Genomic DNA, 20,726 nt, shown 5'->3' with positions numbered 1-20,726 from the left:
CTAGGCGCTCTGCAGCCTCCGCTGCCGCAGCAGAGCCGCCAAGGATGCCGCGAACTCCACCGGTTCCACCGGCAGCGTCACCGCCGCGTCCGCACGGCTCCACGTGGCCAGCCACGCGTCCTGGGGCCGCCCGATCAGCAGCAGCACCGGCGGGCAGTTGAAGATCTCGTCCTTGATCTGCCGGCACACCCCCATCCCCCCCAGCGGCACGGCCTCACCGTCCAGCACGCACACGTCGATGCCGCCCTTGTCCAGTTCGGTGACGACCGCCTGTGGCGTCGCGCACTCCAAGAACTCGACGAAGGGCACGTCGGGAGCCGGGCGCCGGCCGGAGGCCAGCCGTACCTGCTCGCGGGTGTTGGAGTCGTCGCTGTAGACCAGCACCGTGGCGGTCGGCTGCATTGTTCCTCCGATACGCGGGGACGGGAGTCGTCGTACGGACAGGACCGGTGCGCCGGATGCTACTCCCCCGAACACCTCGTCAACACCTGTTGGAACACCGCTTCGATGGGCCATCCGGGCAGTACACACGGTGCGGACACCCCGAACGGCACCCCCCGGAGTGAGCGCGAGATAAGCGACCGACATAATGTCGGTCGTGGCGACAGCAACGACAGTAGAAACCGGGCACGCGCACCCGTCGGTCAATCGGCCGAACCTCACCAGCGTCGGAACCATCATCTGGCTGAGTTCCGAGCTGATGTTCTTCGCGGCCCTCTTCGCGATGTACTTCACCCTGCGATCGGTGACCGGTCCGGATCACTGGAAGGAGATGGCGAGCCATCTCAACATTCCGTTCTCCGCGACGAACACCACGATCCTGGTGCTCTCCTCCCTCACCTGCCAGCTCGGCGTGTTCGCCGCCGAGCGCGGGGACGTGAAGAAGCTCCGGGGCTGGTTCATCATCACCTTCGTGATGGGCGCGATCTTCATCGGCGGTCAGATCTACGAGTACACCAACCTGGTGAAGGAGGACGGCATCTCGCTCTCCTCCGACCCGTACGGCTCGGTGTTCTACCTGACCACCGGGTTCCACGGCATGCACGTGACGGGCGGCCTCATCGCCTTCCTGTTCGTCCTCGGCCGCACCTACGCGGCGAAGCGCTTCACGCACGAGCAGGCGACCGCGGCCATCGTCGTGTCCTACTACTGGCACTTCGTCGATGTCGTCTGGATCGGCCTCTTCGCCACGATCTACCTGATCAAGTAGCGGGGCCGGCTCCGCGCGCTGCACAAGCGCACAACCCAGAAGCATCGACGCAGAAGATCCTGACACCGGGGTAATCCGTGAAAAAGCTCTCCGCACGACGACGCCATCCGCTGGCGGCGGTCGTCGTCCTACTCTTTGCGCTGGCGGCCACTGGGGGGCTGTACGCCGCGCTCGCGCCCGCGGGCCGGGCGCAGGCCGACGAGACCTCCCAGTCCCTGACCATTGAGGAGGGCAAGAAGCTCTACTCGGTCGGCTGTGCCAGCTGCCACGGCACCGGCGGTCAGGGTTCGTCCGACGGTCCCAGCCTGGTCGGCGTGGGCGCCGCGGCCGTGGACTTCCAGGTCGGCACCGGCCGTATGCCGGCGGCCACCTCGCAGGGCCCGCAGGTCGTCGCGAAGAAGAACATCTACACCCAGGCCCAGATCGACCAGCTCGCGGCGTACGTCGCCTCGCTGGGCGCCGGTCCCGAGGTGCCCACCAAGGAGCAGTACGGCCCGGGCGGTGCCGACATCGCCGCGGGCGGTGAGCTCTTCCGCACCAACTGCGCGCAGTGCCACAACTTCGTGGGTGCGGGTGGCGCGCTGACCAAGGGCAAGTTCGCGCCGAGCCTGGAAGGCGTCGACCCGAAGCACATCTACGAGGCCATGCAGACGGGCCCGCAGAACATGCCGTCCTTCCCCGACACCACGCTGTCCGAGAAGAACAAGAAGGACATCATCGCGTACCTCGACGCGGTCAACAGCTCCAAGACGACGAACCCCGGCGGTCTCGACCTGGGCGGCCTCGGGCCGGTCAGTGAGGGTCTGTTCGCGTGGATCTTCGGTCTCGGCGCCCTGATCGCCGTCGCCGTCTGGGTCGCCGCTCGGACCGCAAAGGCCAAGAAGTCATGAGTAGCCAAGAGATTCCAGAAGAGAACCTGCCCGCTGAGCAGGACCACGCGCACGGCGCCGTGGGTGTCGCGGACGAGAGGGACCCGTTCGGGGACCCGGGTCTGCCGCCTCACGAGCACCGGATCCAGGACATCGACGAGCGCGCCGCCAAGCGGTCCGAGCGCGTCGTGGCCCTGCTGTTCACGGTGTCGATGCTGGCCACCGCCGGCTTCATCGCCTCGTACGTGACCGTCCCCAAAGACAAGTCGATCTTCGTCTTCCCGCTCGGTCACATCAGCGCGCTGAACTTCGCGCTGGGCCTGACGCTCGGTGTGGCGCTGTTCTGCATCGGCGCGGGCGCGGTCCACTGGGCCCGCACCCTGATGTCCGACGTCGAGGTCGCCGACGAGCGGCACCCGATCGAGGCCGGCCCCGAGGTCCGCGCCAAGGTCCACGCGGACTTCAAGCAGGGCGCCAAGGAGTCGGCGCTCGGCCGGCGCAAGCTGATCCGCAACACCATGTTCGGCGCGCTGACCCTGGTTCCGCTCTCCGGTGTCGTGCTGCTGCGCGACCTCGGCCCGCTGCCCGGCACCTCGCTGCGCCACACGGCGTGGTCGAAGGGCAAGCTGCTCGTCAACATGAACACCAACGAGCCGCTGCGTCCCTCCGACGTCACCGTCGGCTCGCTGACCTTCGCCAAGCCCGAGGGCGTCGAGGAGTCCCAGGAGGACTTCCAGAACGTGATGGCGAAGGCGGCCCTGATGATCATCCGGCTGCAGCCGGACAACATCAAGGACAAGCGCGAGCTGGAGTGGTCCCACGAGGGCATCGTGGCCTACTCGAAGATCTGCACCCACGTGGGCTGCCCGATCTCGCTGTACGAGCAGCAGACCCACCACGTGCTCTGCCCGTGCCACCAGTCCACCTTCGACCTCTCCGACGGTGCCCGAGTGATCTTCGGCCCGGCCGGTCACGCCCTGCCGCAGCTGCGCATCGGTGTGAGCGAGGAGGGCTACCTCCAGGCGCTCGGCGACTTCGAGGAGCCCGTCGGTCCTGCTTTCTGGGAGCGCGGATGAGCACTACGACGAACGACGAGACCCGCTCACGCGGGAAGGCACCGGCCGGCGAGCGCGTCGCCGACTGGGCCGACGGACGGCTCGGGATCTACTCCCTGGCCAAGTCCAACATGCGCAAGATCTTCCCCGACCACTGGTCGTTCATGCTGGGCGAAGTGTGCATGTACAGCTTCATCATCATCATCCTGACGGGTGTCTATCTGACACTGTTCTTCCACCCGTCGATGAACGAGGTGACGTACCACGGCAGCTATGTCCCGCTCCAGGGACAGCTGATGTCCGAGGCGTTCAACTCGACCCTGCACATCTCCTTCGACGTGCGCGGTGGTCTGCTCATCCGGCAGATCCACCACTGGGCCGCGCTGATCTTCCTCGCCGGCATGTTCGTGCACATGATGCGTGTGTTCTTCACCGGCGCGTTCCGCAAGCCGCGTGAGATCAACTGGCTGTTCGGCTTCCTGCTGTTCGTCCTCGGCATGTTCACCGGCTTCACCGGCTACTCGCTCCCGGACGACCTGCTCTCCGGCACCGGTGTCCGCTTCACCGAGGGCGCCATCCTGTCGATGCCGATCGTCGGCACGTACATCTCGTACTTCCTCTTCGGCGGCGAGTTCCCCGGCCACGACTTCGTGGCGCGGTTCTACTCGATCCACATCCTGCTGCTGCCGGGCATCATGCTCGGCCTGATGGTGGGCCACCTGATCCTGGTCTTCTACCACAAGCACACGCAGTTCGCGGGTCCCGGAAAGTCCGAGAAGAACGTCGTCGGCATGCCGCTGCTGCCGGTCTACATGGCCAAGGCCGGAGGCTTCTTCTTCCTGGTCTTCGGTGTCATCGCGGCCATCGCGGCGACCACCCAGATCAACCCGGTCTGGGCGATCGGCCCCTACCGTCCGGACCAGGTGTCCACCGGCGCCCAGCCCGACTGGTACATGGGCTTCGCCGAGGGCCTGATCCGCTACATGCCCGGCTGGGAGATCAACTTCTGGGGTCACACCCTGGTCCTGGGCGTGTTCATCCCGCTGGTCCTGTTCGGCCTGGTGCTGGGCGTGATCGCGCTCTACCCGTTCATCGAGTCCTGGGTCACCGGGGACAAGAGCGAGCACCACATCCTGGACCGCCCGCGCAACGCCCCGACCCGTACCGGGTTCGGTGTCGCCTGGGTGACCGTGTACATGATCGGTCTGGTCGGTGGTGGCAACGACCTCATCGCCACCCACTTCCACCTGTCGATCAACGACGTGACCTGGTTCGTCCGGATCTTCTTCTTCGCCGGACCCGTGATCGCGTTCCTCGTCACCAAGCGGATCTGTCTCGGCCTGCAGCGCCGGGACCGCGAGAAGGTGCTGCACGGTCGCGAGACCGGCATCATCAAGCGGCTGCCGCACGGTGAGTTCATCGAGGTGCACGAGCCGCTCAGCCAGGAGCAGCTGCACACCCTCACGGCCCACCACCAGTACGAGCCGGCCCAGGTCGGCGCGGGGGTCGACGAGAACGGTGTCGAGCGCAAGATCAAGGGGTCCGAGAAGCTCCGCGCCAAGCTGAGCAACGCCTACTACGGCGAGGACAACCAGATCCCGAAGCCCACCGTCGACGAGTACAAGGAGATCACGAGCGGCCACGGCCACCACTGATCGACCGCGTCGCCACACGACGGCCGAAGGGCCCCCGTCCGGGGTACGGACGGGGGCCCTTCGCCGTGCCCGGAGCTGGATAGGGTAGCCCTGAGGACCGGACCTCTGTTGCCCGTACGACGATCAGGAGCGGCTTTATGAGCGCTGTGACCCCCGCTGGAGGCGACACCGCGGCGGGCCGTTCCTGGCCCGGGGTGCTGAACGCGCTGCTGTACGGCCAGGACCAGAGCGCGGACGCGACGGCCTGGGCGATGGACCAGATCATGCGCGGCCAGGCGACCGACGCCCAGATCGCCGGCTTCGTCGTCGCCCTGCGGGCGAAGGGCGAGACGGTCGACGAGATCAACGGCCTGGTCCGCACGATGTACGCGCACGCCAATGTCATCGAGGTGCCGGGCCGCACGGTCGACATCGTCGGCACCGGCGGCGACGGCGCCAAGACGGTGAACATCTCGACGATGTCGGCGCTGGTGGTGGCCGGCACCGGGGCGAAGGTCGTCAAGCACGGCAACCGGGCCGCGTCCTCCGCGTCCGGCGCCTCGGACGTGCTGGAGAAGCTCGGCGTCAACCTCGACCTGACCCCGCGACGCGTCGCCGAGGTCGCCGAGGAGGCCGGCATCACCTTCTGCTTCGCCGTCAAGTTCCACCCGGCGCTGCGCCACGCAGGCGCCGCCCGCGGCCAGCTGGGCATCCGCACGGTGTTCAACATCCTCGGCCCGCTGACCAACCCCGCGCAGGTGCGGTCCCAGGCGGTCGGTGTCGCGGACCCGCGCATGGCACCGGTCGTCGCGGGCGTCTTCGCCGAGCGCGGCAACTCCTCCCTGGTCTTCCGCGGCGACGACGGCCTCGACGAACTGACCACCACCGCCACGTCCCACGTCTGGATCGTCCGCGACGGGAAGGTCACCGAGGAGACCTTCGACCCGAGGGACGTCGGCATCGAGCTGGTCCCGGTGGAGGCGTTGCGCGGCGGCGACCCGTCGTACAACGCGGAGGTCGCGCGCAGGCTCCTCGACGGCGAGCGGGGCCCGGTGCGGGACGCGGTCCTGCTCAACTCGGCGGCGGCACTGGTCGCCCTGGACCCGGGCACCGGGACACTCGCCGAGCAGATCCGCGCCGGCATGGACGAGGCGGCGGAGTCGATCGACTCGGGCGCGGCCAAACGGGTGCTGGAGCGCTGGGCGGCGGCGACCAACCGGTAGGCGCCCGGCGGAAGGAGAAGGTGGCGCCGGCGCTCCGGCCCGTCCGTCATCCGGACACAGGTTGCGCGCCGACGATCACCTCATCTACGTTTCCCCACAGGTCATGAGTGACAGTCATGAGGCCCCGGCCGACTGTCCGGCAACCCTCCGTCCGTGGCGGGGTGCCCCGGGTGAAGACCAGGCCGTAGGCAGCGAGGTCTGCGGCAAGCGCGGATCCCTCACGCTCTGTTCATGAGCACGATCCAGGGATCCTGGTCATCGAGGGAGTCTCCCGTGAGCAAGCGAATGCGCTAGGGCGTCGAGCCCCCCTTCCGCGCACCCTTCTTCACTTTCTTCTTTCCTCTCACGGGAGTTCGCCATGTCCGTCTCCACCGCTGTCTCCGCCCAGTCGGTCTGTGCCCCTCTGCCCGTTCTGGGGCGGGATGTCACCGTCCCGCTCGTCACCGGTGGCGAGGTCGGCTACGCCGCCCTCGACTACGCGGCCAGCGCTCCCGCGCTCCAGCGGGTCTGGGACGACGTGGCGGCGTACGCGCCCTACTACGGCAGCGTCCACCGCGGCGCCGGCTACCTCTCCCAGCTCTCCACGGACCTCTTCGAGAACGCCCGCCGGACCGTCGCCGAGTTCCTCGGCTGCCGCCCCGACGACCAGCTGGTCTTCACCCGCTCGACCACGGACTCCCTGAACCTTCTGGCCCGCGCCCTCCCCGCCGGCTGCCAGGTCTTCGTCTTCGAGACCGAGCACCACGCGAGCCTGCTGCCCTGGCAGGACGCCCGGGTCAGCTACCTCGACGCCCCGCGCACCCCGCGCCAGGCCGTCGAGACCCTGGAGAAGGCTCTCGCCTCCCGTCCGGAGGCCGCCGACGGGGGCCGCGGCCCGGCCCTGGTCTGCGTCACCGGCGCCTCCAACGTCACCGGCGAGCTGTGGCCGGTGCGCGAGCTGGCCGCCGTCGCACACGCGCAGGGCGCCCGGATCGTCCTGGACGCCGCCCAGCTGGCCCCGCACCACCCGGTGAGCGTCCGGGAGCTGGACGTCGACTGGATCGCCTTCTCCGGCCACAAGCTGTACGCCCCCTTCGGCTCCGGCGTCCTGGCCGGCCGTGCCGACTGGCTGCGGGCGGCCGAGCCGTACCTCGCGGGCGGCGGCGCCAGCCGCAAGGTCACCCGGCGCGAGGACGGGGGAGTGGCCGTGGAGTGGCACGACAGCGCCGCGCGCCACGAGGCGGGCTCCCCGAACGTCATCGGGGCCTACTCGATCGCCGCGGCCTGCAAGGCGCTGACCGAGGCGGGCTTCGAGAATCTGGTCGCCCGCGAACGGCACCTGATCGCCAAGGTCCGCGCGGGCCTCGCCGAGGTCCCCGAGGTCCGTGTGCTCTCCCTGTTCGGCGACGACGCCCCGCGGGTGGGCGTGCTCTCCTTCGTCGTCGAGGGCTGGAACAGCTCCCACTTCGCCGCGGCCCTCTCCGCCGAGTACGGCATCGGCGTCCGCGACGGCCTCTTCTGCGCCCACCCGCTGGTCAGGACCCTGCTGGGCTCCGACCCGCAGACCCAGGGCGAGTGCGGGGCGCCGGAGGCGGCACCGGGCGAGAAGTCCCTGAACGCCATCCGGGTGAGCTTCGGGGCGGGAACGCCGGACGAGCACGTGGAGCGCTTCGTGGCGGCGGTCCGGGAACTGGTGACCGACGGTGCGAAGTGGTCGTACCGCACGGAGGGTGGCCGCTGCGTCCCGGCGGTCTGATCCCGGCCGGCGCAAGGGGCGGCCGGCCCAGGGGTGCGGAGAACCGCCCGCCCAGCCGCGGCGCACCCGCAGGAGGCCATGGTGCGGGCCGGTGGGGGCCGGCCGCGCAGTTCCCCGCGCCCCCGACGGGGCGCTCCAGTGAGCGGCCTTCGCTAGCTGTCCAGGCCGATCGCGAACGCCGCCTCCAGGTCGTGCTGGGAGTACGTGCGGAACGCGACGTGCGTGTCCGTGCCCTCCACGCCCTGGATCTTGCTGATCCGGCCCGGGATCACCTCGGCCAGGTCCTCGTGCTCGCGCACCCGGACCATGGCGATCAGGTCGTACGTACCGGTGACGGAGAAGACCTCGCTGACGCTGTCCAGCGCGGCGATCTGTTCCGCGATCTCGGGGATCCGGTCCACGCTGGTCTTGATGAGGACGATCGCGGTGATCACGGCTGGTTCTCTCCCTCGGGAGCCGGAGCTGGGGCGGCCTTCACTTTAGTCCCACGGCCGTACCGCGCCCACGCGTAGCCGAGGCCGAGCCCGAAGCCGACCAGGTGGGCGAGGTAGGCGACGCCGGGGCCGTCGGTCGCCTGGTTCAGGGCGAGCCACTGCAGGGCCGCCCAGAAGGGGAGCACCACCCAGGCCGGGAACCGGAGCGGAAGGAAGAAGAGGAACGGCAGGAGACTGGTCACGCGGGCGTTGGGGAACAGGTACAGGAACGCTCCGAGGACCGCCGAGATCGCCCCGGACGCCCCCACCAGCGACTGCTGGGACGTGGCGTTGGCGGCCGCGTAGCCGAGCAGTGCGAGATAGCCGCAGCCGATGTAGAAGAGGGTGAACTCCGCGCGCCCCATTCGCTCCTCGGTCATCGCCCCGAAGACGAAGAGGAAGAGCATGTTGCCGAGGAGGTGCACCCAGCTGCCGTGGATGAACAGTGCCGTGGCCGGGGTCAGCACCTCCCGCACCGGGCCGTCGAACAGGTCGGCGGGGACCACCCCCCAGCGCCGGAAGTACGCGCGCTGGGCGGCCGCCAGGGCGTCCCCGGTGCCGTAGGACGGGTTGAAGCCGGACGCCGGGCCGACCAGGAAGATCAGGCAGCACACGGCGATCAGGGTGTACGTCATGGGGGCCGACGTCCCCCTCAGGCTCCGCAGGGTCCGCACGGCGGTCGGGTTCCAGTTGCCGATCATGGACATAGAGCATGGCGTAACAGGACGCACCGGTGCAGATCGCCTCGCCGCCGCGGACAGGGCGGCGTCGAGTACTCGCCAGGCCGTAGGGTAACGAGCCACACGCGTCGGGACGGCGCGTCACGGACACTAGAAGGAAGCGAACAGTCACGATGACGGTTCCCCTGCCGACCGCCACGACGCGGTGGCGCTGCACCCTGTGCGGCAACCTCACGCGGTTCGACGTGACCCGCTCGTCGAAGGTCGTGGAGTACGTGCACCTCGACCTGGCCGGTGAGCCCAAGGTCGAGGAACGCGAGGTGGTCAGTGAGACCATCGAGTCGGTGCGCTGCCGCTGGTGCAACGCGGTGGACCAGGTGGAGCTTGTGGACAGGCCGGGTGCCGACTCCTGAGACCGGGAGGCGGCTCCGCACAGGTGATGGGGTGTGACGGATGGTGGAGACCACGGGCGGGGGGCCGGGCGACGGCACCGCCGAGGTGCTTGACCGTCCGTTGCCCGATGGCGTGCGACGGCGTGTCGTCCAGATCGTCTCGGACGGCTTCGGCGGCCTGACCGTCGCCGAACTGCCCGCCCAGCTGCGGCAGTACGCCCGGTTCGCCCCGAACCGCCGGGCCAAGTTCGCCGGGAACGCCATGGCGACCGCGCTGGAGACGGACACCCTCTTCCGGCAGCGGATCGGGGAGAAGCTCAGAGAGGCCCAGCCGGAACTCGCCGGCGCCCTCGACTCCGGCTCCCCGCCCCCGGCCGCGGACCCGCTCGACGTGGCGGCCGCGGCCTACGTGCTGCGCCCCACGGGCTGGGTGAAACTGGTGGCCGCGGCCGGCGAGGAGGCCCAGCGGGCCGACGCCGAGCGCGCCGACGAGGAGAGCCGGGCCGAGCTGGAGCGGCTGCGCGAGGAACTGGACCGGGCCCGGGAGCAGACCCGTTCCGAGACCGAGCGGCTGCGCGCCGAACTGGACTCGGCGAAGAAGGAAGCGGAATCGCTTCACCGCAAGCTGCGCGCGGCCCACAGCGACGTCAAGCGCGGCGAGGCCGCGTTGCGCAAGATGCAGGCCGAGATGGAGTCGGTACGCGCCGAGGGGCAGGTCCAGCTGTCCGGGGCCGAGAGCGAGGGCCGGCGGCTCAAGGCCCGGCTCGGCGAGGTCGAGGCGGCCCTGGAGGCCAGCCGCCGGGCCGCCCGTGAGGGGCGCAGCGTCGAGGACATGCGGGTGCGGCTGCTGCTCGACACCGTTCTGGAGGCCGCCCAGGGGCTGCGCCGCGAACTGGCACTGCCACCGGTGTCGGTACGGCCCGCCGAGACCGTGGACGCGGTCGAACCGGGACGGATGACCCCGAAGGACATCGCGGCCCGGGCGCTCTCCGAGAACGACCCGGCCATTCTCAACCAGTTGCTCGCCCTGCCCCAGGCGCACTTGGTGGTCGACGGCTACAACGTGACCAAGACCGGCTATCCGCAGATGCCGCTGGAGAAGCAGCGGCTGCGGCTGCTCGGCCAGCTCTCCCAGCTCGCCGCGCAGACCGGCGCCGAGGTCACCTGCGTCTTCGACGGCGCCGAACTGGCCGCGCCGGTGCTGCTCGCCCCGCCGCGGGGGGTCAGGGTCCTCTTCTCCAAGCCCGGTGTCACCGCGGACGAGCTGATCCGCCAGCTGGTGCGCGCCGAACCGCCCGGCCGGCCGGTGATCGTCGCCTCGACCGACCGCGAGGTCGCCGACGGGGTCGCCAAGGCGGGTGCCCGTCCCGTCGCTTCTGCGATGCTTCTGAAGCGACTGTCCTGAAGGTTCAACGGACATATGTAATGCCCGAATTGACCGATCGGTCGCGCAACGTAGCGTCAATCGAACATCACGGCACGTGAGTTATGTGCAAAGAGTGCGTTGCGTGACCAGATTTTTCGCTGATGGGTTTGAACTGATCACGGGAAGGTCACTAGGGTCGGGCCTCGAACCTCCACACGGGTGATCACTCAAACGAAGGAGCCCGTCTCCGTGGCGTCCCATCGTCGACCCAGGCAGCCCAGTCGCGCGCGCGTGACCGTGCTGACCACCGCAGCCGCCGCTGCTGTCGTCCTCAGTGCCAACGCCGCCAACGCGGCGCCGAGCGAGAAGCTGAGCAAGGACGAGGTCAAGGCAAAGGTCGACAAGCTCTACGAGCAGGCCGAGCAGGCCACCGAGAAGCTCGACGGGGCCAAGGACAAGCAGCAGAAGCTGCAGAAGGAAATCTCCACGATCCAGGACAACGTGGCTCGTGGTCAGGAGGACCTCAACAAGCTGCGGGACAGTCTCGGTTCGCTGGCGACCGCGCAGTACCGCTCGGGCGGCATAGACCCCTCGGTGCAGCTCTTCCTCTCGTCCGACCCGGACGACTACCTCGACAAGGCCTCCACGCTCGACCAGTTGAGCGGCCAGCAGGTCGAGGCCCTGAAGAAGATCCAGGACAAACAGCGCGAACTCGCCCAGGAGCGGGCGGAGGCCACCGACAAGCTCAAGGACCTCTCCGCCACCCGCACCGAGCTGGCCAAGCAGAAGAGCGCCGTCCAGTCGAAGCTCGCCGACGCGCAGAAGCTCCTCAACACCCTGACGGCCAAGGAGAAGGCCGCCCTGGACGCCGAGCAGGCCCAGGCCGCCAGCCGCGCCTCCTCCCGCGTGGACCTCGGCAACACCGGTTCCGCCTCCGGCCGGGCCGCCGCCGCCTTCTCCGCCGCCCAGTCCGTGATCGGCTCGCCGTACGTCTACGGCGCCTCCGGACCGTCCTCCTTCGACTGCTCGGGTCTGACCTCCTGGGCCTACGCCCAGGCCGGCGTCACCATCCCGCGCACCTCCGAGGCCCAGGCCAACGCGGGGACCCGGATCTACAGCCAGAGCGACCTCAAGGTCGGCGACCTGGTCATCTTCTACGGCGACTACCACCACGTCGGCCTCTACGCGGGCAACGGCCAGGTGCTGCACGCCCCGCACACCGGCGCCTCGGTGCGCTACGAGGCGATCGGCAACATGACGTTCGAGTTCGGCGTCCGGATCTGACCGCAGCGGGTTACGGCGACATTCGCACGATCCAAGATCAACCCCGCCGGGCGCCCGAACGGGCGAATCCTGACAACCGAAGATGACTCCACGCCCCGCCGGTGACCTGCGTCAGCGGCGGGGCGTCACGTTACGTGGCCGCCGATGCTCTTTGGTCAGGCCGTGGTCGCACGGCTACTGTCTGCCGCGTTTCCTCCGGTGCCGGGGCATCCCCCGTCCCCGGCACCGGAGGAAGCGGTATCCGTCCGCCGGCAGAAGGACCACCGTGGGGTTTCACCGCCGTCTCGCACCGTCCGTGCTCAACCGGGGCGCCGGTGCCGCCCTCTGTGCGCTGTCCGCCGCGGCGGCCGCGCTCGGTGCCGTACCCGCGAACGCGGCCTCGAGCGGGCACACCCGCGCCGAGGTGGACCGGCTGTACCGGCAGGCCGAGGAGGTCACCGAGGCCTACAACAAGGCCGGCGAGCGGGCCGCAGCGCTGCGCCACGAGGTGAACGGCGCCCAGGACCGCATCGCCCGCCGGCAGCAGGACGTCAACGTCATGCGCGAGGCGCTCGGGTCGCTGGCCGGCGCCCAGTACCGCTCCGGCGGCATCGACCCCACCGTCGCCCTGCTGTTCTCCGACGGCCCCGAGGACTACCTCGACCGGGCCTCCCTCCTCGGCCGCATCGACGTCCGCCGGGCCGGGCAGCTCAGGGAGCTCCAGGGGGCGATGCGCGAACTCGCCCAGGAGCGCACCGAGGCCGCCGGCAAGCTCGCCGAGCTGGAACGCAGCCGCAGGGCGGTCGCCTCCCGCAAGGCCACCGTCGAGAAGAAGCTCGCCACGGCCCGGCGGCTGATCGCCGCGCTGCCCGCCGCCGACCGCGCCGCCTTCGAGCACGCCTCCCGGGGAGACGGCCGTGCCGGCCTGCCCGATCTCTCCGGCGCCACCGCCCCCGACGGCCGCGCCGCCGCCGCGGTGGCCGCGGCCCGTGCCGCCGTCGGCAGGCCGTACGTGTGGGGCGCCAGCGGTCCCGCGGGCTTCGACTGCTCGGGCCTGATGCAGTGGTCGTACGCGCACGCCGGCATCCACCTGCCGCGCACCTCGCAGGAACAGCGCCACGTCGGCCACCGGATCCCGCTCTCCCAGGCCCAACCCGGTGACCTGGTCGTCTACCGCTCCGACGCCAGCCATGTCGGGATGTACGTCGGCAACGGACAGGTCATCCACGCCCCCTACCCGGGCGCCCCGGTCCGCTACGACCCGGTCGGGATGATGCCCATCTCCTCCGTCACCAGGCCCTGACTTCCGGGCCCCGACCCGTACGATCGGAAGGTGGCTGGTGGCGGACGGGCGTGGGCTTCGGGAGCGGTGGGGCTGTGCCTGCTGCTCCTGCCGCTGACGGGATGCGGCGGCGGGCGGACGGCGAGCGGACCGGCCATGGCCGAGGTGCAGCAGGTCCTGGACCGGCGCGCGGCCGCCGTCCTCGGTCATGACCAGCGGGCCTACACCGAGACCGGCACCCGGGCCTCGTACGCGGACCTGCGGGCCGTACCGCTCGCGGAGTGGAGCTACCGGCTGACCGCCCTGCACCCGGACGGCGCCGGGGCCACCGCCGAGGCCCGGCTCAGCTACCGCATCCAGGGCTACGACAGGGCCCCGGTCACCACCGACCGCGCCCTGACCCTCAGCCGCACCGCCGACGGCCACTGGTACGTCGCCGCCGACAAGCCCGGCCGCAAGGCCGGACAGCAGCTCTGGGACCAGGGCACGGTGACGGCGGTCGAGGGCGCGCACAGCCTGGTGCTGGGCGTCGGCCAGTCCGGGGACACCCTGCGGGAGTACGCGGGTCTCGCCGACACCGCCGTCCCCGCGGTCTCCAAGGCCTGGGGCACGCAGTGGACCCAGCGGGTGGTGCTGGTCGTCCCCAGGTCGCTGAACGGCATGGCGGGTCTGCTGGGCGCCCCCGCCTCCAACTACCGGGGCATCGCCGCCGTCACCACCGGCGAGGTGAGCGAAGCGAACGGAGGGTCCTCCCCCTCGAAGACCGGGGCAGGCTCCGGCCGGACCCCGGCGGACCGGGTCATCCTCAACCCGGAGGCGTACGCCGTCCTCGGCTCGGTCGGCAAGCAGGTCGTCCTCACCCATGAGACGACCCATGTCGCCACCCGCACCCACACCTCGGCGGCCACCCCGCTGTGGCTCTCCGAGGGGTACGCGGACTGGATCGGCTATCTCGGCACCGGCCGTACCGCCCCCGAGGCCGCACCGGAACTGGCCCGCGCCGTGCAGGACGGGGATCTGCCCGAGGACCTCCCGGTGGACAAGGACTTCGGCTTCACCGACGACCCCACCAAGCTGGCCGAGGCCTACGAGGGCGGCTGGCTGGCCTGCCGGATGATCGCCGCCCACTGGGGCCAGGAGCGGCTCGACGCCTTCTACCGGGCCGTCGGCGCCCACCAGGGCCGGACCGGTGCCGTCGAGGACGCGCTGCGCGGCGAACTCGGCACCACTTCGGCGGACTTCACCGCACGCTGGCGTGACTATCTGACGGATCAGCTGGGCGAGTGAGGCGGTCCGCGCTCAGGAAGGGACCGAGGTCTCCGTCGCGGGGGCGGCCCGGGCGGGCAGCGCGGCGGCCGGGGCCCCGGTGACCGTGGAGCGCCACAGCTGCCGGGCCGCCGTGACCGTCGCCGCGAGCAGCAGACCGTTGCGCAGGAACAGCAGGGTGATGCCGTACCAGTCGCTCACCACCACGTGCGAGAAGCCGACCGGGAACTCCAGGACCGTCACGAAGGTGGCCAGCAGGACCAGGACCGCCGGCAGCGTCATCCGGCCGGCCCGGAAGCAGAGGCAGACGGCGGCCAGGCCCACCAGCCACACCATGTACTGCGGGCTGATCACCCGGCTGGTGACCGTGAACATCAGGACGGCCGTGAACGCCGCGTCCGCGAGCGTGTGGGATCGGAACCGGGCCGCGCACAGCCGCCACAGGAGCAGCCAGCCGAACGCGCACGCGGTGAGCACCAGGGCCGCCGCGCTCACCGCCTTCACGTGCGGGCCGAGGAACTCGATCGAGCCGTAGTTCAGCAGCACCTCGCCCCGCCAGCCGTGGTGCCGGGCGACGTGCAGGACCAGCGCGCCCAGCGACTCCACCTCGGTGCCCCGGTCCCGCTGGAAGGTCAGGAAGGCGAACGCGCCCGGCATGGCCACCGCGAAGAGTGCCCCGACCAGGCCCGCCGTGACCGCCGCCGCCACCCAGGCCCGCCGCCCGGGGGTCCCCCCTCGCAGGGTCCCGCCTCCGGGGGAGGCACCCGCCAGCAGCAGCGCCGGCCACACCTTGACCATCGCGCCGAAGCCGGCCAGCACGCCCGTCAGCCGGGGGTGCCGGGCCCCGGCGAGCAGCGCGGCGACGGCGACGGCGGTGACCATCAGGTCGTAGCGGGAGTAGACGGTCGGGCCGAGCAGCGGCACGCCGGCCACCCAGATCCAGGCGCCGCGCAGGGTCCGGCCGGGCCGCAGGCCGGTGTAGAGGAGCAGGCAGAGCACCACCAGGTCGGCCAGGAAGGCCAGCACGAAGAATGCGGTCGGGTAGTCCAGGAAGGGCAGCAGCCCGGGGGCGAGGATCGCCAGGGCCGCCGCGGGCGGGTACTGCCAGGTGACGTCGTCCAGCGGAAACGTTCCGTGCCGCAGGACCTCGTACCACCCCTGGTAGATCACCGACACGTCGGACGTGACGTCCGCGCCCGGGAACACGAACACCCGCAGTACGAACAGCACCAGCACCAGCCGGGTGGCACCCCAGACGGCCAGCAGCAACCCCAGGGCACGCCTCTCGCCGGTCCTGTCCACCTGAGCCCCTGTCCGTCGTGCTGCCTGGGAGTGCGCCCATGATCTCCCGCCGGGCTGCGCGGGGGCCATGAAGCACGGCCGGACACGCTGTGCGGGTAAGGTCGGCCGCGATGCACAAGACCCTCATCGTGACGAACGACTTCCCGCCCCGGCCGGGGGGCATCCAGGCCTTCCTGCACAACATGGCCCTGCGGCTGGACCCGGAGCGGCTCGTCGTCTACGCGTCCACGTGGAAGCGGAGCCGGGAGGGCGCCCTGGCCACCGCCGCGTTCGACGCGGAGCAGCCCTTCACCGTCGTACGCGACCGTACGACGGTGCTGCTGCCCACGCCGGGCGCGACCCGGACGGCGGCCGGGCTGCTCCGGGAACACGGCTGCACCTCCGTGTGGTTCGGGGCGGCGGCGCCGCTCGGGCTGATGGCGCCGGCGCTGCGCAGGGCCGGCGCCGAGCGGCTGGTGGCCACCACCCACGGGCACGAGGCGGGCTGGGCCCAGCTGCCCGCCGCCCGGCAGCTGCTCGGGCGGATCGGCGAGGCGACCGACACGGTCACCTATCTCGGCGAGTACACGCGCTCCCGGATCGCCACCGCGCTCAGCCCGGCCGCGGCCGGCCGGATGGTGCAACTGCCGCCGGGGGTGGACGAGAAGACGTTCCATCCCGGGTCCGGGGGCGCCGAGGTGCGGGCCCGGCTGGGGCTGAGCGAGCGGCCGGTGGTCGTGTGCGTGTCCCGGCTGGTGCCGCGCAAGGGACAGGACACGCTGATCCTCGCGATGCCGCTGATCCTGGCCGCGCAGCCGGACGCGGTTCTGCTGATCGTGGGCGGCGGGCCCTACGAGCGGGAGCTGCGGCGCCTGGCCCGGGAGACGGGCGTCGAGGCGTCGGTGCGGTTCACGGGAGCCGTGCCGTGGGCCGAGCTGCCCGCGCACTACGGCGCCGGTGACGTCTTCGCGATGCCCTGCCGGACCCGGCGGGGCGGGCTGGACGTGGAGGGGCTCGGGATCGTGTACCTGGAGGCCTCGGCCACCGGGCTGCCGGTGGTGGCGGGGGACTCCGGCGGGGCCCCGGACGCGGTGCTGGACGGGGAGACCGGCTGGGTGGTGCGGGGCGGGTCGGAGGAGGAGACCGCCGAGCGGATCATCGTGCTGCTGGCGGACGCGGAGCTGCGGCGGCGGATGGGGGAGCGGGGGCGGCAGTGGGTCGAGGAGCGGTGGCGCTGGGATCTGCTGGCGGAGCGGTTGAGGGCGTTGCTCTAGAGAACGGGGCCGCGTTGTCACCAACCGTGTCGCAGCTCTAGGCGGAACCGGAAAATCCGCACATGCTGCGCGCATGACAGCAAAACTGATGCAGCGTCAGCTGACGAGACGTCACATCCTGGGCGTGATCGCCCTCCAGACCGCCGCCGCGGCCGGTCTCACCCGCATCGGGCTCCAGTCGGCGCAGGCCGCCGAGGAGGCGGCCGCCGTCGACAACGCGCCCGCGATCGTGGTGGGTTCCGGGTACGGCGGGGCCGTGGCCGCGCTCCGGCTCGGGCAGGCCGGCGTACGGACCCTGATGATCGAGATGGGGCAGCTGTGGAACACGGCGGGCTCCGACGGCAAGGTCTTCTGCTCCACCGCCGCCCCGGACAGGCGATCCATGTGGTTCAAGTCCCGCACGGAGGCGCCGCTCGCCAGCTTCCTCTGGCTGGACGTCGTCAACAAGGACATCACCCCCTATCCCGGCGTCCTGGACCGGGTGCACTACGACAACATGTCCGTCTACGTCGGGCGCGGAGTGGGCGGCGGCTCGCTGGTCAACGGGGGGATGGCGGTCACCCCGCTCCAGTCGTACTTCGCCGAGCAGTTCCCGACCGTCGACGCGAGCGCGATGTACAACACGTACTACCCGCGGGCCCGTTCCATGCTCGGCGTCAACACCGTCGACGCCGCCTGGTTCGAGTCGACCGAGTGGTACCGGTTCACCCGGACCTCCAGGAAGGCCGCCGCCAACGCCGGCCTCAAGACCACCTTCGTACCCAACGTCTACGACTTCGGCTACATGCAGAAGGAGGCCGCCGGCACCGCCACGAAGTCCGCGCTCGCGCAGGAGGTCATCTACGGCAACAACTACGGCAAGAAGAGCCTCGACAAGACGTATCTCGCGGCCGCGCTCGGCACCGGCAACGTCACCATCCACACCCTGGAGAAGGTGCGGTCCATCAGCCGGGCGGCTGGCGGCAGCTGGCTGCTCGGCGTCGACCGGATCGACGTGACCGGGGCGGTCGTCGAGCACAAGCAGTACAGCTGCACCTACCTGTTCCTCGGCGGCGGCAGCCTCGGGACCAGCGAACTGCTCGTGCGGGCCCGGGACACCGGGGCGCTGCCCGCGCTCGACTCCAGTGTCGGCGCCGGCTGGAGCACCAACGGCAACACCATGCTCGGGCGCGCCAACCACATCTGGGACACCACCGGCGCCAACCAGGCGACCATGCCGGTGATGGGCATCGACGACTGGGCCAACGCCGACAACCCGGTCTTCGCGGAGATCGCCCCGCTGCCCATCGGGTTCGAGACCTGGGTCAGCCTGTACCTGGCGATCACCAAGAACCCGCAGCGGGCGTCCTTCACCTACGACTCCGCGAGCGACGGGGTGAGGCTGGGCTGGACCGCGGCCCAGAGCGCGGTCTCGGTCGCCATGGCCAGGAAACTGTTCGACCGGATCAACCTGGCCAACGCCACGATCTACCGGTACGACCTGTTCGGGCCGGGCAGCAAGGTGTTCGCGGACGACTTCTGCTACCACCCACTGGGCGGCTGCGTGCTGGGCAGGGCGACCGACGACTACGGCCGGGTGAAGGGGTATCCGAAGCTGTACGTCACGGACGGCTCACTGGTGCCCGGGAACATCGGCGTGAACCCGTTCGTGACCATCACCGCGCTCGCCGAGCGGACGATGGAACGGGTCCTGGCCGAGGACATGTGAGCCGCTACTTGGCGTAGAGGGCCTCGATCTCGTCCGCGTAGTCCTTCGCGACCACATTGCGCTTGAGCTTCAGGGACGGCGTGAGGTGGCCCGACTCCTCCGAGAACTGGGAGGACAGAATGCGGAACTTCCGCACCGATTCCGCCTTCGACACCGCGGCGTTGCCGTCGTCGACAGCATCCTGGATCGCCGAGACCAGATCCGGGTCGTCACGCAGCGACGCCGCGGTGGAACCGGCCGGCTTGCCGTGGTCGGCCGCCCAGCGGCCCAGGAACTCGTCGTCGATGGTGACCAGCGCGCCCACGAACGGCCGCCCGTCGCCCACCACCATGCACTCCGCGACCAGCGCGTGCGCGCGGATGCGGTCCTCGATCACGGCCGGGGCGACGTTCTTGCCGCCCGCGGTGACGATGATCTCCTTCTTGCGGCCGGTGATCCTGAGGTAGCCGTCCTCGTCCAGGGTGCCGATGTCGCCGGTGTGGAACCAGCCGTCGGCCAGCGCCTCGGCACTTGCGCCGGGGTTGTTCCAGTACTCCCGGAACAGGTGCTCGCCGTGCAGCAGCACCTCGCCGTCGTCCGCGATGCGGATCACCGAGCCGGGCAGCGGCTGACCGACCGTGCCGATCTTCTGCCGGTCCCAGGGATTGAACGCGGTCGCGGCACAGGACTCGGTCAGGCCGTAGCCCTCCAGGACCGTGAAGCCGATGCCGCGGAAGAAGTGGCCCAGGCGTTCGCCGAGGGGGGCGCCGCCGGAGATGGCGTACTCGCCCCGGCCGCCGAGCACCGCACGCAGCTTGCTGTAGACGAGTCGGTCGAAGGTCCGGTGCTTGATCTTCAGCCCGAGGGACGGGCCCGACGGCGTGTCCAGTGCCTTGCTGTACGCGATGGCGGTGTCCGCGGCCTTGTCGAAGATCTTGCCCTTGCCGTCCGCCTGCGCCTTGGCACGCGCCGAGTTGTAGACCTTCTCGAAGACCCGCGGGACGCCGAGAACCAGCGTCGGCCGGAACGCGGCCAGTTCGTCGGTGAGGTTCTTGACGTCCGGGACGCAGCCCAGCTTGATCGGCGCCATCATCGGGGCGATCTGCACGAGCCGGCCGAAGACGTGCGCCAGCGGCAGGAAGAGGAGGACGCTGCACTCGCCGGTGCGGAACAGCGGGCGCAGCCGCTCCACGATGTTGCCGCACTCGGCGAAGAAGTTGCGGTGGGTCAGGACGCAGCCCTTGGGACGGCCCGTCGTCCCCGAGGTGTAGACGATGGTGGCCGGGTCGTCGGCCTTCGCCTGTGAGCTGCGCTCCTCGACGGTCGCGTCCGTGACGCCCTGGCCGAGCCGGCCCAGCTCCTCCAGGCCGCCGGCCTCGATCTGCCAGACCTGCTTGAGCGCCGGCAGCGTCTCGCGCACCGACTCGACGGCGGCCGCATGGGCGTCGAGTTCCACGACGCAGGCGGTCGCGCCGGAGTCGCTGAGGATCCACTGCACCTGCTCCGGCGAGCTGGTCTCGTACACCGGCACGGTGACCGCGCCGGCGCACCAGATCGCGAAGTCGAGGAGCGTCCACTCGTAGCGGGTGCGGGACATCAGGCCGACCCGGTCGCCCGGCTGCACGCCGGAGGCGATGAGGCCCTTGGCGGCCGCGTGGACCTCGGTCAGGAAGGTGGTGGCGGTCACGTCCTGCCAGACACCTCCGACCTTGCGGGCCATGACGGCGGCATCCGGATGCTGCGCGGCGTTTCTGCGGACGATGTCGGTCAGATTGCCGTCCGCGGGGACCTCGTACAAAGCCGGAAGGCTGAACTCGCGCAAGACTGCTGCTCCTCATAGGGCGCCGGCGCCACGACGTTGTGCGATGCGACGGTGCGGTCCACGGCTCGGGCAGGTACTCAGGGCTTCGCCGCGGGTCACATGATCCGTTGATTGAAACCCTGAGCACGACTGGACTGCCCGGACGTTACCCGCCGGTATAGCTTTTTCGACAGGGGGTCCCGGCGAGATGTTCCGTGCGTCACACAGGTGGGTG

The 20,726-nt window shown here is 70.5% G+C and carries 18 protein-coding genes and 1 riboswitch; of the genes, 13 read left to right on the top strand and 5 right to left on the bottom strand.

The window, feature by feature from the left end; genetic code table 11:
- Nucleotides 1-402, bottom strand: a complete 402-nt coding sequence (locus tag ACFXI4_RS11950; RefSeq protein WP_362715420.1) for a hypothetical protein — start codon at nt 400-402, stop codon at nt 1-3.
- A 187-nt stretch (nt 403-589) separates the two neighbouring features.
- Here ACFXI4_RS11950 and ACFXI4_RS11945 point away from each other — a divergent pair, with 187 nt between their 5' ends.
- The 6 genes from ACFXI4_RS11945 (at nt 590) to ACFXI4_RS11920 (ending at nt 7,726) form a co-directional block, all read left to right on the top strand.
- Nucleotides 590-1,210 carry a heme-copper oxidase subunit III gene (locus tag ACFXI4_RS11945; RefSeq protein ID WP_351325272.1) on the top strand — a complete coding sequence of 207 codons (621 nt, stop codon included), beginning with the start codon at nt 590-592 and terminating at the stop codon, nt 1,208-1,210.
- Between the two features lie 77 nt (nt 1,211-1,287).
- Nucleotides 1,288-2,100, top strand: a complete 813-nt coding sequence (locus ACFXI4_RS11940; RefSeq protein WP_362715416.1) for a cytochrome c — start codon at nt 1,288-1,290, stop codon at nt 2,098-2,100.
- Entirely contained in the window at nt 2,097-3,155 is a 1,059-nt protein-coding gene (locus ACFXI4_RS11935) for a Rieske 2Fe-2S domain-containing protein (RefSeq protein WP_384989682.1), read from the top strand. Before ACFXI4_RS11940 ends, ACFXI4_RS11935 begins: the two co-directional genes overlap by 4 nt.
- Entirely contained in the window at nt 3,152-4,789 is a 1,638-nt protein-coding gene (locus ACFXI4_RS11930) for a cytochrome bc complex cytochrome b subunit (protein WP_384989680.1), read from the top strand. The genes ACFXI4_RS11935 and ACFXI4_RS11930 overlap by 4 nt, the downstream gene beginning before the upstream one ends.
- A gap of 137 nt (nt 4,790-4,926) precedes the next feature.
- On the top strand, nt 4,927-5,991 hold the full coding sequence (gene trpD / locus ACFXI4_RS11925) for an anthranilate phosphoribosyltransferase (RefSeq protein ID WP_384989679.1): 1,065 nt from the start codon (nt 4,927-4,929) through the stop codon (nt 5,989-5,991).
- 99 nt (nt 5,992-6,090) lie between these two features.
- Nucleotides 6,091-6,207: riboswitch (SAM riboswitch) on the top strand.
- A 142-nt stretch (nt 6,208-6,349) separates the two neighbouring features.
- A complete protein-coding gene (locus ACFXI4_RS11920; protein WP_384989677.1) occupies nt 6,350-7,726 on the top strand; it encodes an aminotransferase class V-fold PLP-dependent enzyme in 1,377 nt (458 codons plus the stop codon).
- A gap of 152 nt (nt 7,727-7,878) precedes the next feature.
- Here ACFXI4_RS11920 and ACFXI4_RS11915 read toward each other — a convergent pair whose 3' ends face one another.
- On the bottom strand, nt 7,879-8,160 hold the full coding sequence (locus tag ACFXI4_RS11915) for an Lrp/AsnC family transcriptional regulator (RefSeq protein ID WP_024882613.1): 282 nt from the start codon (nt 8,158-8,160) through the stop codon (nt 7,879-7,881).
- Nucleotides 8,157-8,900 (bottom strand): rhomboid family intramembrane serine protease, encoded by a 744-nt coding sequence (locus ACFXI4_RS11910; protein WP_384989799.1) that lies wholly within the window; start codon nt 8,898-8,900, stop codon nt 8,157-8,159. Before ACFXI4_RS11910 ends, ACFXI4_RS11915 begins: the two co-directional genes overlap by 4 nt.
- Before the next feature lie 152 nt (nt 8,901-9,052).
- Between ACFXI4_RS11910 and ACFXI4_RS11905 the strand changes: the two genes are divergently transcribed.
- From ACFXI4_RS11905 to ACFXI4_RS11885, 5 genes are all read left to right on the top strand, one after another.
- Nucleotides 9,053-9,292: a hypothetical protein gene (locus ACFXI4_RS11905; RefSeq protein ID WP_009309707.1), complete on the top strand. Its 240-nt coding sequence runs from the start codon at nt 9,053-9,055 to the stop codon at nt 9,290-9,292.
- 40 nt (nt 9,293-9,332) lie between these two features.
- Nucleotides 9,333-10,676: an NYN domain-containing protein gene (locus tag ACFXI4_RS11900; protein WP_384989674.1), complete on the top strand. Its 1,344-nt coding sequence runs from the start codon at nt 9,333-9,335 to the stop codon at nt 10,674-10,676.
- Nucleotides 10,677-10,886: 210 nt separating this feature from the next.
- Nucleotides 10,887-11,921, top strand: a complete 1,035-nt coding sequence (locus tag ACFXI4_RS11895; RefSeq protein ID WP_362730303.1) for an NlpC/P60 family protein — start codon at nt 10,887-10,889, stop codon at nt 11,919-11,921.
- A 265-nt stretch (nt 11,922-12,186) separates the two neighbouring features.
- Nucleotides 12,187-13,203, top strand: a complete 1,017-nt coding sequence (locus tag ACFXI4_RS11890) for an NlpC/P60 family protein (protein WP_384989673.1) — start codon at nt 12,187-12,189, stop codon at nt 13,201-13,203.
- A 30-nt stretch (nt 13,204-13,233) separates the two neighbouring features.
- Nucleotides 13,234-14,469 carry a hypothetical protein gene (locus ACFXI4_RS11885; RefSeq protein ID WP_384989671.1) on the top strand — a complete coding sequence of 412 codons (1,236 nt, stop codon included), beginning with the start codon at nt 13,234-13,236 and terminating at the stop codon, nt 14,467-14,469.
- A 12-nt stretch (nt 14,470-14,481) separates the two neighbouring features.
- On the opposite strand, the gene ACFXI4_RS11880 is transcribed toward ACFXI4_RS11885, so the two are convergent.
- Nucleotides 14,482-15,750 (bottom strand): glycosyltransferase 87 family protein, encoded by a 1,269-nt coding sequence (locus ACFXI4_RS11880; RefSeq protein ID WP_384989670.1) that lies wholly within the window; start codon nt 15,748-15,750, stop codon nt 14,482-14,484.
- Nucleotides 15,751-15,860: 110 nt separating this feature from the next.
- On the opposite strand from ACFXI4_RS11880, the gene ACFXI4_RS11875 reads away from it, so the two are divergent.
- Complete coding sequence (locus ACFXI4_RS11875; protein ID WP_384989669.1) at nt 15,861-17,003, top strand: glycosyltransferase family 4 protein; 1,143 nt, start codon at nt 15,861-15,863, stop codon at nt 17,001-17,003.
- Nucleotides 17,004-17,076: 73 nt separating this feature from the next.
- On the top strand, nt 17,077-18,711 hold the full coding sequence (locus ACFXI4_RS11870) for a GMC oxidoreductase (protein ID WP_384989667.1): 1,635 nt from the start codon (nt 17,077-17,079) through the stop codon (nt 18,709-18,711).
- A gap of 4 nt (nt 18,712-18,715) precedes the next feature.
- On the opposite strand, the gene ACFXI4_RS11865 is transcribed toward ACFXI4_RS11870, so the two are convergent.
- Nucleotides 18,716-20,512: an AMP-dependent synthetase/ligase gene (locus tag ACFXI4_RS11865; protein WP_384989666.1), complete on the bottom strand. Its 1,797-nt coding sequence runs from the start codon at nt 20,510-20,512 to the stop codon at nt 18,716-18,718.
- Between the last annotated feature and the right edge of the window lie 214 nt (nt 20,513-20,726).

This window comes from Streptomyces sp. NPDC059224 (genome assembly GCF_042754285.1).
Taxonomy (GTDB): domain Bacteria; phylum Actinomycetota; class Actinomycetes; order Streptomycetales; family Streptomycetaceae; genus Streptomyces.
This window is presented reverse-complemented; position numbering and strand designations above follow the sequence as displayed.